This is a genomic window from Corynebacterium frankenforstense (assembly GCF_030211955.1).
GTDB classification, from domain to species: Bacteria; Actinomycetota; Actinomycetes; order Mycobacteriales; family Mycobacteriaceae; genus Corynebacterium; species Corynebacterium frankenforstense_A.
On sequence record NZ_JASODI010000002.1, the window covers coordinates 1 to 13,899 of the forward strand.

At 71.0% G+C, this 13,899-nt stretch carries 13 protein-coding genes; 11 read left to right on the forward strand and 2 right to left on the reverse strand.

Annotation, left to right across the window (positions count from 1 at the left end):
• The first annotated feature begins 432 nt into the window (after positions 1 to 432).
• From QP119_RS01085 to QP119_RS01095, 3 genes are all read left to right on the forward strand, one after another.
• Complete coding sequence (locus tag QP119_RS01085; RefSeq protein WP_284773073.1) at positions 433 to 846, forward strand: hypothetical protein; 414 nt, start codon at positions 433 to 435, stop codon at positions 844 to 846.
• A 10-nt stretch (positions 847 to 856) separates the two neighbouring features.
• Positions 857 to 2,602: an HNH endonuclease signature motif containing protein gene (locus tag QP119_RS01090; RefSeq protein ID WP_284773075.1), complete on the forward strand. Its 1,746-nt coding sequence runs from the start codon at positions 857 to 859 to the stop codon at positions 2,600 to 2,602.
• A 551-nt stretch (positions 2,603 to 3,153) separates the two neighbouring features.
• The gene (locus tag QP119_RS01095) at positions 3,154 to 3,741 is read left to right on the forward strand and encodes a C40 family peptidase (protein ID WP_284773076.1); all 588 of its coding nucleotides are present in this window, start codon (positions 3,154 to 3,156) and stop codon (positions 3,739 to 3,741) included.
• Positions 3,742 to 3,867: 126 nt separating this feature from the next.
• On the opposite strand, the gene QP119_RS01100 is transcribed toward QP119_RS01095, so the two are convergent.
• A complete protein-coding gene (locus QP119_RS01100; RefSeq protein ID WP_284773077.1) occupies positions 3,868 to 4,044 on the reverse strand; it encodes a hypothetical protein in 177 nt (58 codons plus the stop codon).
• A 233-nt stretch (positions 4,045 to 4,277) separates the two neighbouring features.
• On the opposite strand from QP119_RS01100, the gene QP119_RS01105 reads away from it, so the two are divergent.
• The 6 genes from QP119_RS01105 (at position 4,278) to QP119_RS01130 (ending at position 10,178) form a co-directional block, all read left to right on the forward strand.
• A complete protein-coding gene (locus QP119_RS01105; RefSeq protein WP_284773078.1) occupies positions 4,278 to 5,282 on the forward strand; it encodes an NlpC/P60 family protein in 1,005 nt (334 codons plus the stop codon).
• A 33-nt stretch (positions 5,283 to 5,315) separates the two neighbouring features.
• A complete protein-coding gene (locus QP119_RS01110; protein ID WP_284773080.1) occupies positions 5,316 to 6,458 on the forward strand; it encodes a glycosyltransferase family 4 protein in 1,143 nt (380 codons plus the stop codon).
• 87 nt (positions 6,459 to 6,545) lie between these two features.
• Entirely contained in the window at positions 6,546 to 7,532 is a 987-nt protein-coding gene (locus tag QP119_RS01115) for an ROK family protein (RefSeq protein WP_284773081.1), read from the forward strand.
• 140 nt (positions 7,533 to 7,672) lie between these two features.
• On the forward strand, positions 7,673 to 8,524 hold the full coding sequence (locus QP119_RS01120; protein WP_284773083.1) for a lysophospholipid acyltransferase family protein: 852 nt from the start codon (positions 7,673 to 7,675) through the stop codon (positions 8,522 to 8,524).
• Between the two features lie 252 nt (positions 8,525 to 8,776).
• Complete coding sequence (locus QP119_RS01125) at positions 8,777 to 10,003, forward strand: acyltransferase family protein (RefSeq protein ID WP_284773084.1); 1,227 nt, start codon at positions 8,777 to 8,779, stop codon at positions 10,001 to 10,003.
• Positions 9,996 to 10,178, forward strand: a complete 183-nt coding sequence (locus tag QP119_RS01130) for a hypothetical protein (RefSeq protein WP_284773085.1) — start codon at positions 9,996 to 9,998, stop codon at positions 10,176 to 10,178. Before QP119_RS01125 ends, QP119_RS01130 begins: the two co-directional genes overlap by 8 nt.
• A gap of 48 nt (positions 10,179 to 10,226) precedes the next feature.
• On the opposite strand, the gene QP119_RS01135 is transcribed toward QP119_RS01130, so the two are convergent.
• Positions 10,227 to 11,591, reverse strand: a complete 1,365-nt coding sequence (locus QP119_RS01135; RefSeq protein ID WP_284773086.1) for a glycosyltransferase 87 family protein — start codon at positions 11,589 to 11,591, stop codon at positions 10,227 to 10,229.
• A gap of 206 nt (positions 11,592 to 11,797) precedes the next feature.
• Between QP119_RS01135 and QP119_RS01140 the strand changes: the two genes are divergently transcribed.
• Together QP119_RS01140 and QP119_RS01145 are read left to right on the forward strand one after the other, a co-directional pair.
• Positions 11,798 to 12,343, forward strand: a complete 546-nt coding sequence (locus tag QP119_RS01140) for a polyadenylate-specific 3'-exoribonuclease AS (RefSeq protein WP_284773087.1) — start codon at positions 11,798 to 11,800, stop codon at positions 12,341 to 12,343.
• Between the two features lie 43 nt (positions 12,344 to 12,386).
• Complete coding sequence (locus QP119_RS01145; RefSeq protein WP_284773088.1) at positions 12,387 to 13,775, forward strand: class II 3-deoxy-7-phosphoheptulonate synthase; 1,389 nt, start codon at positions 12,387 to 12,389, stop codon at positions 13,773 to 13,775.
• The last annotated feature ends 124 nt before the right edge of the window (positions 13,776 to 13,899 follow it).

Sequence of the window (13,899 nt, forward strand, 5' to 3'; positions counted from 1 at the left end):
CTCGTGTGTGGGGGAGGGTGGGGCGCCGATGCTGGCACATCCGGCGCATCCGGCGGGCAGGCGGGCTGTCCGCGCTTGGGTGGGGGTGGGGTTTGGTTTGGGTCGGAGGACGGCTGATTGCCGAGGGGGCGGAGGATGGGCTCGGGATGGGGACTAGCGGCGGGGGGAGTGAGCTCTATTCTCGTGGGCCACGGGGCGGGGGATCTGCATGTGGGTCGATCCGGGTCGGGTATCGGCGGCGATGTCTATCCGCGGATGGGGTACGTAGGGCTGTTTTAGCCGCGTATGCGCTGGTAAAAGTCGATCAATCGAAAACCCTTGCGATCGAACGCATGTGCCTGGAAGTTGGTGGGCAGACAACGACAGTTCGGGGGGAATTCAATCGGTCGCGACGCGGCCGCCCCGGTATCGAGGCCCCGGGAGGTGACCCCGATGACCGTGACCGCTTCGACCCTCGCCGGTGCCGCCCGTGCTGGGCCGGCGACTCCGCGTGTCCGTCGGGCCGCCTCTCTTGTGCAGACGATCTCGGGCGCCTACGGGGAGCTCGCGGACCTGATCGGCCCGTCGGTGGAGGCCCGGGAGTTCACCGCGATGCTGCCCTCTCTGATCGACCTGGAGAAGACGCAGGGGTCCAAGACCGCTGTGGACGACGCCGTGGCCCATCTCGCCGGCCTGCATCACGCGGGCAACCTGACGGGGACGCGCCGCGTGGACCTCTTCCCCGCGGAGATCTTCGACCTGACCCGTCGTGAGGCCCGCGCGCGTGGACGGGGCGGAGAACATCTACGGCCCGGCCCGTCCGGCGGGCCCCGCTCCGGCGCAGGAGACGGATGGTCTGGATGTTGATGGCCCGGATGTGGGCGATCCCTCCTCGGAGCCGGAGTCGGATGGTTCGGGGTCGGGCGAGGATTCTGGTCCGGGCCAACAGCCGGGATCCGCCGATGCGGCTGGGGCCGGTCGTGGTGCCGATGACGACGCCGTCCCTGGTGGGGTCGGCAGGGACGCGGAGGACGCCTCCGAGCGTGCCCGCAGAGAACGCGAGGAACGCGAGAGCGTCGAGCGGGAACGAGAAGAAGCGGAGCGGGCTGAGCGCGCACGCAAAGAGAAGGAAGAGGCTGAGCGGAAGAAGGCTGAGTGCCGGGCCGCGGAGGAGCGCCGGCGCAAGGCTGAGGCCGACCGTCGGGAGGCCAACCGTCGGGCCCGTGAGAAGAAGCTCGCGGCTGAGGAACTGCGCATCATCAACAACGAGCTGCGCAGTCTCAAGGACGGCGCCAGCGTCGGTGCGGAGGAGCTGCGTCGCCTCGCTGTGGAGGAGGCCGACAAGCGCGGACCGGAGGATCTGCGCGACTGGCTGCGCGCCCGCGTAGCAGAGGCTAACGGCGCCTTCCGCGACCCGCTGACCGCCTACATGGACCGTTGGCCCTGGATGTCGGAGCCTTACGCGGACGGCGGCGCCTGGATCAAGGGCTACATCCCGCCGGCCACCGTGGCCGTACTCAAGCACCTCTTCATCAAGGTGAAGCCGGGCTTCGACCGACCGGGCGAGGGCGATGACACCGTGGACCTCTCCGGGCTGTCTATTCCGGGCCTGTCCGGCGTAGCCGCTACGCACGGTCCCGGCTGTGGCGAGCGGGGCGTGCCGGACCGGCGCACCCCGGGCCAGCGCAGGGCGGACCTGTTCCTGCACATGGCCACCGCCTACGCGTCGGGCCAGACCTGCAACACCGGGTGCGCGAGCATCGTCGCGTCGCTTGTCGCGGAAGATCTCACGAACATCGACATGGCCGCCGGCACGGCGGTGATGGATCCGGAGGCCGCCGGCCGACTCTGGGGGAAGACCTTCCCGACGAACACTGGGGTGCAGGTCAGGCTCTTTGACTTGATTGTGCTCAAAGCCGGGGCGCACGACTTCGTGGTCCTGCACGGAACCGACGGCAACCCGCTGATCGCGGGTAGGGCACGAAGACCGGCGAGCTTCGTCCAAAAAGTCGCGGTATTCGCCAGAGACCAGGTCTGTTCCTATCCGGGGTGTACCGCGTCAGCCGACGAGTCCGAACTCCATCACCTGGTCGCGTGGTTGAACGGTGGGCGCACCGACATCGAGAACCTGACGTTCCGATGTAAGGACCACCACGGAGACAACAACGACAAGCGGGACAGGTATGCCTCGCGCGGCTGGGCCGAGCGGGATCCGGAGACCGGGCGAGTGGGGCACACCCCACCGGCGGTGTCCTCGGACACGACCAACGTGATCGTCAACGAGACCGAGATGGCGTCGACGTCCGCGGGCGAGCGGATCAGGAGGAGGTACCAGAAGAAGTCTGTCTCCGATGAGGAGGAGACGTGGATGGCCGACTACGAGGACTGTCACGCCGAGGAAGCGGGAGAGGGAGCGGCCGGGAGCTATGGCGGAGACGCATCCGGGTGGTCCGGTGGTGCCGTCAGGGACCTCTACGGGGAAAATGACACCTTCGACGACACCGATCCCGAAGACGGTGAGCTCGGCGGGGGAGCGCCTGGAAGCGGAGCGCCGGGAGGTCGAGCGCCGGGAGGCGGCGGCCCGGAAACGGCCGGCGGCCGGCCGACCCTCTTCAGTGCCTGAGATTCAGCGCCTGAGGCGGGATCGCGTCGGGGAGGAGCCGCAATGAGCCAGGATCCGATGTGACAGGATCGGACGGCATCGTTACGTAACCGGATCGGGGTCTGCAACCGTCGTGGGGAGTGCTCCCCGAGACGGCCGAAAAGGTCCATTTTGAAGCTCCGCGGGGCATGTGTGACGAAGCGCACAATATTCGTTCGGATGCATGCCCGCACATTTTCGGCGACGCGCATGCATGCGCGGGGTCGTCAATTTTCCGCGCCGTTCATGCAGTACACGGGCCTATTTCGCTGATGTGTCAGCGGAAGTGAGGGTCGGTGGTCGAGGTTGGTGTAGGAAGTGTCGCGATTTGATAACGGACCGATAACGGCTTCGTGTTTGCCTGTCGGTTGGACACGACTTGTTGCCGTTTCGTAACCTGATCGAGACCTTGCCGCCGGGGGAACGCCCCGGATGCATGAAACGAACGAAGAAGCCAAGCCGCGCTCCGCGAAGAACCAACAACCTTCGGGACCGGTACGCGAGAGCAAGACTTGAGATTGGGAGAATCATTCGTGGCTAAGCACCGTCGGCAGACCAAGACCACCCGCCGTATCGCCATTGCCTCCACCGCCGTCGCGATGGGCGCCACCGCCATCAGCCCCGCCGTCGCGGGCGCCGCCGAGGTCCAGATCCCGAACGCCGGCTACACCGTCGACGTTCCGGGCCTCGAGAACGTTCCGGGCATCCAGGAGGTCCCGGGCTACAGCGACTACGTCGTCCAGAACAACACCGCCGCCGGCTCGGCCGCCCCGGCTTCCCAGAGCCAGCGCATCGTCGAGATCGCGCAGTCCAAGATCGGCTCGCCGTACGTCTACGGCGCCGCCGGCCCGAACGCCTTCGACTGCTCCGGGTTCACCTCCTGGGTCTACGCCCAGGTCGGCAAGCAGATCCCGCGCACCTCGCAGGCCCAGGCCTCCGCGGGCACCCCGGTCGCCTACAACGACCTGCAGCCGGGTGACATCGTCTCCTTCTACGGCGGTGCCTCCCACGTGGGCATCTACATCGGTGACGGCAAGATCATCGACGCCCTGAACTCCGGCACCCCGGTCGGCGTCCGCACGCTCGACTACATGCCGTTCAACAACGCGGTCCGCTTCTAAGAGTCAGGACCCCGCGTCACTGACGCCACCGGCCGAGGCAAGCGGTCGGTGAGCGTGTCGCAGGCCCCCGCATCCCGGGTACGTCCCGGGGCGGGGGTTTCGTGCTGTCCGGGGTCGGCGTCAGTTTCAGAGGGTCGCCTCGGCGTCGGCGTCGCCGTCAGTGTCCGCCTCGGCATCGGCGTTGGCGTCGCGGTCGGGCTCGGCACCGGCGCCAGCGTCGGCGTCGCGGTCGGGCTTTGTGTCGGCGTTGCGGCCGAGCAGTCGCTGGCGCGGCCGCCCGCCGGCGCACCCCTCTGACCTCAATTTTCACACCGGTCACGACGTCCCGGTTCCCGTTAACGTTCCGTGACCTTGCAGGCTATAGTCTCTCTTTGTCCACGCACAGCGTCCCCGTTCCGGACCGACCGGAATCCGACCGGGCCGACCGGCCCACCGGACCCCGCCCGGAACCCCGACCGAAGCCGCAGGCACCTCGGCCGACCACGGCGGACCCGCGTGCCCTAAGTTTTCGTCCCGCCTTCCCGGAGGTAGCCCCCGTGCGCTCTCACTTCATTCGACGCGGCCTGTCCGTCGTCGGCGTCCTCGCCGTCCTCGGCGGCTCTGCCCACGTCGCCCAGGCCGACGAGGTCGACGACCTCCTCTCCGAGATGGACGAGCTCTCCCAGGAGGCCTCCGCGAAGAACGAGGAGGTCAAGGACCTCGAGGACCAGGTCGAGGAGTCCCGCCGCAGCGTCGACGAGCTCGACGGCAAGGTCGCCGCGACCCGCGAGGCCGCCGACCGCGCCCTGGCCGAGGAGCGCGCAGCCCGCGAGGGCGTCGACCTTGTCGCCGGCTCCCGCTACCGCGGCAGCTCCACCGGCGACGCGGTGAGCGTGCTCGGCGCCGACAACCCGCAGATGGCCCTCGACCGCTCCGCCTACCTGTCGACCCTGGGCCGCCAGGCCGAGAAGTCGGTCAAGGCCCTCGAGGACGCCACCGCCACCGCCGACCGGGAGCGCGACCGCGCCGCCCGCGCCCGCGCGGAGGCCGAGTACCGCAGCAACCGCCTGGCCATCCAGCTCGAGGACCTCAACGAGGAGAAGGAGGAGCTCGAGGCGCGCACCGCCGAGCTCAGCGAGCGCATCGACGGCCTCGACGAGGAGGCCCGCGCCCGCTGGGAGAGCAAGTACGGCCCGCTCGCCCCGACCCTCGACCCGGCCGCCGCCGAGGGCGTGGTCGGCGCCGCGCTGAGTAAGCTGGGCTCGCCCTACAGCTGGGGTGCCGCCGGCCCCGACGCCTTCGACTGCTCCGGCCTGATGTTCTGGGCCTACCAGCAGCAGGGCAAGTCGATCCCGCGCACCTCGCAGGCCCAGATCGCCGGCGGCACGCCCGTCTCGCGCGCGGACCTGCAGCCCGGCGACATCGTCGGCTACTACCCGGGCGTCACCCACGTCGCCATGTACATCGGCAACGGCCAGGTCGTCCACGCCTCGGACTACGGCATCCCGGTCCAGGTCGTCTCCGTCGACTCGATGCCCTTCGCCGGCGCGTCCCGCTACTGACCCGTACCCCCTCCGGAGGCTCGCACAGACTGCATGTCCAAGGTCCTGCTGGTCACCAACGACTTCCCGCCGACCGTCGGCGGCATCCAGTCCTACCTGCGTGACTTCGTCGAGCACCTCGGCGCCGACGAGATCGCCGTCTTCGCCTCCACCCAGGACGCCGAGGCCGCCCGCGCCCACGACGCCGCCGTCGGCTACCGCGTGCACCGCTGGCCGCGCCGCGTCATGCTGCCCACCCCGGCCACAGCGCGCGAAATGGCCCGCGTGATCGTCGAGGAGGGCGCCGAGACCGTCTGGTTCGGTGCCGCCGCGCCCCTGGGTCTGCTCGCCGACGCCGCCCGTCGCGCCGGCGCGCGGCGCATCGTCGCCACCACCCACGGCCACGAGGTCGGCTGGTCCATGCTGCCGGGCGCGCGCCGGCTGCTGCGCCGCATCTTCCGCCGCGCCGACGTCGTCACCTACATCTCCGACTACACCCTCCGTCGCCTCGCGCGCCTGCTGAGCGGAACCGAACTCGTCCACCTGCCCTCCGGCGTGGACACTGACCTCTTCCGCCCGATTGACGACGCCGCGCGGGCCGACGTGCGCGCCTCCTTCGGCGTCGGCGCGGACGCGCCGTTGGTGGTGGTCATCTCCCGCCTGGTGCCGCGCAAGGGCCAGGACCAGCTGATCCGCGCCTGGCCGGCCGTGCGCGGCAAGGTGCCCGGCGCCCGCCTGCTGGTCGTCGGCCGCGGCCGCTACGAGTCCACCCTACGCATCCTCGCCCGCCGTGCCGGGGAAGGCGTGGAGTTGACCGGCCCGCTCGACTTCGACCGCATGCGCGCCCTGCTCGCCGCCGCGGACGTGGCCGCCATGCCCGCGCGCACCCGCTTCGGCGGCCTCGACGTCGAGGGGCTCGGCATCGTCTACCTCGAGGCGCAGTCCAGCGGCGTGCCCGTGCTCGCCGGGCGCTCGGGCGGCGCGCCAGAGACCGTCACCCCGGAGACCGGCGTCGTCGTCGACGGCTGCGACCTGCCGGCCATCGAGGAGGCGCTCGTCGGGCTGCTCTCGGACCCGGAGCGCCGCGCGCGGATGGGCCGGGCCGGCCGCGCCCACGCAGAGGGCGCCTGGAGCCGCGGTGAGATGGACCTCCGTCTGCGTCGCGCGTTGGGGCTGGGGGAGGGCCCTGGCCTATAATTTCCACTTTGACCGAACGCGACCCCGCAGCTGCGGGGTCCTGAGGCGAACCGAAACCCTGACCCGACCGGAAAGGTCCAGCCGCACATGATCGCGAGCCCGCGCACCGACGCCCAGGCCCTTTCGGGCCTCACCGTCGGCTTCGACATCGGGGGCACCAACCTGCGTGCCGCCGTCGTCGACGCCGAGGGCCACATCGTCGACTCCGCGGCCATGGCCTCCTCGGGTACCGCCACGGGCCTCGAGGACGGTATCGTCCGGCTCGTCGGCGAGCTCTCCGCGCGCAACCGCATCGAGGCCGTCGGCGTGGCCGTCGCCGGCTTCCTCGACGCCGAGTGCGAGACCGTCCGCTTCGCCCCGCACCTGCCGTGGCGCGACGCGCCGGTGCGCCGCACCTTGGCCGACCGCCTGGGGCTGCCGGTGCGGCTCGAGCACGACGCGAACTCCGCGGCCTGGGGCGAGTACCGCTTCGGCGCCGCGACGGGCGTGCGCGACTGGGTGCTCTTCGCTGTGGGCACCGGCATCGGCACCGCCCAGATGCACGACGGCGAGATCTTCCGCGGCGCCTACGGCACCGCCCCGGAGCTCGGCCACCTGACCGTGGTGCCGGGCGGGCGGCGCTGCCCCTGCGGCAAGCTCGGCTGCCTGGAGCGCTACTGCTCGGGCACCGCGCTCGTCGTCAGTGCCGTCGAGATCGTCCACTCGCACCGCTTCCACGGCTCCAAGCTGGCCGAGCACGTCCGCCGCGACCCCTCGGCCGTGACCGGCGAGCAGGTCATGGCCGCCGCCCGTGCCGGGGACCCGGCCGGCAAGGCCGTCGTCGACGACTTCTCCGACTGGTTCGGCCAGGGCCTCTCCGTGATCGGCGACCTCTTCGACCCGGAGCTGATCCTGCTCGGCGGCGGGGTCTCCCGCGACGCCGACCTCTACCTGCCCGAGGCGATCGAGACCTTCGAGTCCGGGGTGGTGGGCACCGGCTACCGGCCCACCGCGCGCGTGGCAGTCGCGGAGCTGGGCGCCGACGCGGGTATGATCGGTGTGTCCGATCTGGCGCGTCGCGCCGCGCGAGCGTGACCTGGTTCGTGCGACCATGTGGCCAACGTGGCCGTGTCGCAGAAGCACGGGGCAGCGCGGGCACGTGACCTCAAGGAGCGCAACGCGTGCACTCCGACCGCCGAAACCCCCGCGCCGGCGCGGGGCAACGAGGGAGAGCTATGCATAACAAGTGGTACTGGACGTTCAAGCACATCCTGATGGGGCCGTTCCTGCGGGTGTGGAACCGTCCGGTCCTGGAAAACGGGCAGAACATCCCGGAGGAGGGCTCCGCGATTCTGGCCTCCTCGCACCAGGCGGTCATGGACTCCTTCTACTTCCCGCTGCTGTGCGACCGCCAGCTGACCCACCCGGCCAAGAAGGAGTACTTCACCGGCAAGGGGATCAAGGGCGCGATCAAGCGCTGGTTCTTCACCACCGTCGGCCAGGTCCCCGTCGACCGCCAGGCCAAGGGCGCCGGCGAGACTATGGCCGCGGCGGCCCAGAAGGTCTTCGACCGCGGCGACTTGTTCTGTATCTACCCGGAGGGCACCCGCTCGCCCGACGGCCGCATCTACAAGGGCCACACCGGCATGGCGCGCATCGCCCTGTCCACCGGCGAGACCATCATCCCGGTCGGCATGGTCGACACCCGCAAGGCCAACCCGATCGGCACCACCTTCCCGCGGCCGCACAAGGTCCGCGCGATCGTCGGCGCCGGCATCGACCCGCTGGCCTGGGCGCGCAACCGCCGCATGGACCCGGCCGACCACGAGACCGCCCGCGCGCTGACCGACTACGTCATGCACACGCTCTCCAAGATCACCGGCTACGAGTACGTCGACGCCTACGCCTCCGAGGTGCGCGCCTCGCTCGAGGCCGGCAAGGGCTACCCGGCCAGCACCGAGCCGAAGGGCGACCCGGCCGCCCGCCGCCCCGGCCACTACCCGAAGAACGGCGAACACGCCGTCAAGGACGCAGAGAAAGCCGCCGAGAAGGCCGCGGAGAAGTCCTCCGAGAAGGGCGCCGACTAGGGCACAGGTGGCCCGCGCCGCCAAGCGGTGGGCAGCACTCCGCACTCCACCGCGGGGGCGGCCCCCGCCGGGCCCCGCACGCGCCCCGGCACCCCGTCAACCAGGGCGTTCGCGGAGCCGGATAAACCGGCCCGCATGCCCCGGGGCCGCCGAGCCATTTTCCCTGCAAGGGTTCCTGCGGCTATCCTGTGCCCCACGCGCGGCACCGAATCCGCCGCGACAGGTCCAGCACAGCCACCTCGAGGGAGCCCCATGATCCACGCGTCCCGGCCCGCCACCGGGCTCTCCGCCGTGGCTCCCGAGCGTAAGAAAGTGCGCCTGGCCTGGCCGGACGTGGCTAAGGGCCTGTCGATCATCGGCGTGGTCGTCCTGCACGTCTGCCTCGAGGTCCCCAACGGCATGGAGACCGCGATCGCGGGCGTCAACCACGTCCTCGACCCGCTGCGGATGTGCCTGTTCTTCCTCGTCAGCGGCCTGTTCTCCGCGAAGGTCATGCAGATGACCTTCAGCGAGCTCTTCTGCCGCCGCCTCTGGTTCTTCATCGTGCCCTACGTGCTGTGGACGCCGGTGGAGATGTCGCTCAAGCGCCACCAGTGGGAGCTCCTCTTCGACCAGGAGATGCCCGGGCCCGGCACCTATATCGCGGCGGTCGTCTCCAGCGAGAACATGTACTGGTTCCTCTGGGCCCTGATCGCCTTCAACGTCTTCCTGTGGGCCACCCGCCGTCTGCCGCGGTGGGCCGCGCTCGCCCTGACGCTGACCCCGCTGCTGATCCTGCCGCTCAACCAGGAGTTCACGGCGGTGGCCCAGGCGATCATGTTCCTGCCAGTGTTCATGGTCGGCGTCCACTTCAGCCTGGCCATCCGCCAGTTCGCCACCGAGCCGGTCGCCCCGGTCAAGGTCGTCGCCTCGGTCGCGCTCTACATCGCCGGCTTCGCCGTCTACGCGCTGTGGCGCCTGGTCGCCGACTTCGGCCTCGACCCGGTGGCCTGGCCGCTGTGGCCGGGCGCGGTCATCCGCCCCGACGAGATGTGGATCGTCGTGCGCGCCGTCGGCCAGATGCTCATGCTCCCGGCCGCCGTCCTCGGCGCGCTCGCACTGTCGAAGGTCCCGTTCGTCTCGGGCTTCCTGCAGTTCGTCGGCCGCCACACCCTGCCGATCTACCTGGGCCACCCGATCGCGCTGACGCTGATCTTCACCCCGATGTTCCTGGCCACCGACGGCATGGAGATCGGCACCGGCAGCGGCGGGTTCGCCACCCGTACCGGCGTGTGGTTGGTCATCGGCATGCTGGCTGCCGCGCTCGGCTCCTTCGTCCTCTGGGCGCTGGCCCGGGTGCCGGTGATCGGCTGGTCGCTCAAGCCGCCGCCCATCGAGCCGCTGCGGCAGCGTATCCTCGCCCGGGTGCACCACAGCGCCCCGCGAGCCGAGGGCGCACAGCGAATCGGACAGCCCACCGGGAGGCGACACCATGACTGACAAGGCCAAGAAGATCGTCATCGTCAGGCTGGCCCTCGTCGTCGCCTTCACGCTGGCCTACGTCATCCTCGCCGCCCTCGAGTTCCACAAGGAGCTCGTCGGCTCGGTCGCGGTGGTCCTCATCATCGCCGCGATGTTCGTCCCCGTCCCCGGCGAGCGCGCCCGCAGGCACTGAACCCCCCCCAACTGACGACGCCCGCGGCACCCACCGCGGGCGTTTCCCTCACTCCTGGCGCGTGGCGGGCGCCGGGGCGCCCGCGGCCTGCGGCCACAGCAGCACGCGCGGGCTGAGAAGTGCGAGCACGATCAGGGCGACGGCCAGCAGCAGGTAGCTGGAGCCGGCCAGGTGCTGCCAGGCGGACCAGGCCAGCTCGACGTCGCTGCCGCGCGGCAGCCAGGTGTGCGGCTGCACGGCCATCGCGACAACGGCCAGCCCGGCCCAGATCCGTCCGGTAAGGGTGCCGGAGAGCGCGGTGACCAGCGCGGCGGGGATCAGCCACACCCAGTGGTGCGACCAGGAGACCGGCGAGCAGACCAGCGCGATCAGCGAGACAAGCACGAGCGTGCCGGCGGCCGCCCCGCGCGGCCGCGCGCGCTTCGCGGCCTCGGCGGCACCGGCCTCAGGGACCCCGGCACCGGCCCCGGTCGTGGCCGCCGCGCCGAGCGCCGCCGCGCCCCGGGCCCGGCGGGCGAGCAGGATACCGGCGACGGTGACCGCGGCGATGGTGGTCGCCACGGCCACCAGCCACACCCCGGTCTGCCGGTCGCCGGTCAGGCGCACGATCATGCCGGTGGCCGACTGGTTGGTCGAGTACGCCAGTCCGCCGATGCGCTCCGGGGAGCCGAGCGCGGAGAACCAGTACTCCTTCCACACCGCGACGTCCGGCAGGGCCGAGAGGAGGGTGAGCGCCACGGCGGTGGCCACCATGCGCGCCGCGCCGGCCCAGTCGCGGCGCAGCAGGAAGTACAGGCCGAAGACGGCCGGGGTCAGCTTCACCGCGGCGGCCAGGCCGGCGAGTATCCCGCGCGGCACGCGCCCGCGGCCCAGGGCGTCGTAGGCGACGAGCCCCATGAGCAGGATGTTGACCTGGCCGAAGTCGAAGGTCTGCGAGGCGGGCTCCAGGAACGCGCAGACGGGCGCGGCAACCAGCGCCCAGCGGCGCGACGCGACGTCGTCAAGCGGGGTGGCGGAACGCAGGAACAGCGCGATGACCACCCACAGCACCACGGCGCTCGCGAGGTTGAGCAACGCGCCGCCGAGGCCGAGCGGCAGCAGCCGCAGCGGGGCGAAGAGCGCGGCCGCCAGCGGGGGATAGGTGAAGGGCAGCTCGATGCCCTGGGTCTCGAAGCCCATCGAGTAGATCGGCAGGCCCTCCGCGTAGGCGTCGCCGCCGCCGCGGTAGACGCCGAAGTCCACGAGCCTGCGCCACATCAGTCCCTCGCCGCCGCGCAGCGCGCGCATGTCGATCATCCAGTAGACCGCGACGACCACGGCGGCGACCGCGCCGAAGGTCAGCAGGCCGCGCGGCGGCCCGGAGATCGGGCGGTCGCGGCGTGCGGTGGGCTCGGGGACGGGAACGGTGCTCACCCGGGTGAGTATAGGGTGCCCGGCCACGTCTGACGACGCCCCGGCCCGCCCCAGGTGTGACCGGCGCGCGCCTGGTCGTCCACGCGGTGGGACGTGGCCGCTAGACTGTGAGCACGGCCACCGTCTCCGGCCCCGCAGCGAGGTGGGCGGGCGGCCGAACCGCCGAGACGAGACACGGACGACGAGTAAAGGAAGCGGGCAGGCCGTTGCGGTACTTCTACGACACCGAGTTCCTGGAGGACGGTCGGGTCATCGAGCTGGTCTCCATCGGTGTGGTCGCCGAGGACGGCCGCGAGTTCTACGCCGTCTCCACCGAGTTCGACCCGTCCCGGGCCAACCCGTGGGTGCGCGAGCACGTGCTGCCGCAGCTGCCCCCGCCCGAGGACCGCGCCTGGCGCCCGCGCGCCCGCATCCGCAGCGACCTGACGGAGTTCCTCACCGGCGGGGAGGGCGTGCCGCGCCGCGAGCGGCTGCACCCCGAGCTGTGGGCCTGGGTCGGCGCCTACGACCACGTCGTGCTCGCCCAGCTGTGGGGCGACATGTCCGGGCTGCCGCGCTCGATGCCGCGCTACACCCGCGAGCTCAAGCAGCTCTGGGAGATGGCCGGCCGGCCCGGCCTGCCCGATCCGCCGCGCGGCACCCACGACGCCCTGGTCGACGCCCGGTTCAACCTGGTGAAGTTCCGCCGCTGCGTGGCCGCGCTGCCCCTCGGCGAGGACAACCGCGTGCTGCGCGGAGGCGGCGCCGGGTGACGCGGTTGATTCCTTTCGGAGCCAACATGCTTTAATGAATCGCGTGAGCTGGACTGTAGACATCCCCAAAGAAGCCCTGCCGGATCTGCCGCCGTTGCCGGACGGCATCAGGGAGGCGTGGGAGGACGTCATCTCCCGTGAGGCCCACCAGCAGCCGAACTGGGACCGGCGCGACGCCGACCAGGTGCGCAAGATCCTCGAGTCGGTGCCGCCCGTGGTGGTCGCCCCCGAGGTCTACGGCCTGAAGAAGCAGCTGGCCGACGTCGCCAACGGCAAGGCCTTCCTGCTGCAGGGCGGTGACTGCGCCGAGACCTTCGAGTCGAATACCGAGCCGCACATCCGCGCCAACATCAAGACGCTGCTGCAGATGGCCGTCGTGCTGACCTACGGCGCCTCGACCCCGGTCATCAAGGTCGCCCGCATCGCCGGCCAGTACGCCAAGCCGCGCTCCTCGGACCACGACGCCAACGGGCTGCTCAACTACCGCGGCGACATCGTCAACGGCGTGGCCCCCACCGAGGAGGCCCGCCGCCACGACCCGGCCCGCATGGTGCGCGCCTACGCCAACGCCGGTGCGGCGATGAACCTCGTGCGCGCCCTGACCGCCTCGGGCACCGCGGACCTCTACCGGGTCACCGAGTGGAACCGCCAGTTCGTCGCAAAGTCCTCGGCCGGCGCGCGCTACGAGGCGCTGGCCAAGGAGATCGAGCGCGGCCTGCGCTTCATGCAGGCCTGCCAGGTCGACGACTCCTCGCTGCGCACCGCGGAGGTCTTCTGCTCGCACGAGGCGCTGCTGGCCGACTACGAGCGCGCCATGCTGCGCCTGCACGAGGACGAGGACGGCCGCCTGCGCCTGTGGGACCTCTCCGCCCACCAGCTGTGGATCGGCGAGCGCACCCGCGGCCTCGACGACTTCCACATCAACTTCGCCGCCCTGATCGCCAACCCGGTCGGCCTGAAGATCGGCCCGACGATCACCCCGGAGGAGGCCGTCGCCTACGCCGACCGCATCGACCCGAACTACGAGCCCGGTCGCCTGACCTTCGTCTCGCGCATGGGCTACGACAAGGTCCGCGAGGTCCTGCCGGGCATCGTCAAGGCCGTCGAGGAGTCCGGGCACAAGGTCGTCTGGCAGTGCGACCCGATGCACGGCAACACCTTCACCGCCTCCAACGGCTACAAGACCCGCCACTTCGACAAGATCCTCGACGAGGCCCAGGGCTTCTTCGAGGTGCACCGCAGCCTGGGCACCCACCCGGGCGGCCTGCACATCGAGCTGACCGGCGAGGACGTCACCGAGTGCCTCGGCGGCGCCGAGGACATCACCGACGTCGACCTGCCGGGCCGCTACGAGTCCGCCGTCGACCCGCGCCTGAACACCCAGCAGTCCCTCGAGCTGGCCTTCCTGGTCGCCGAGATGCTGCGCCGCTAGGTGCGCCCGGCCCCGCGCGGTGCGTGGGGCCGTGATTGACGACGCCGGCGGTGTGCGCGTGTGCGTGCACCGCCGGCGTAGTCGTGTCCGGGGTGCCTGGGGCACCCCGGGCGCCTGCATCGCC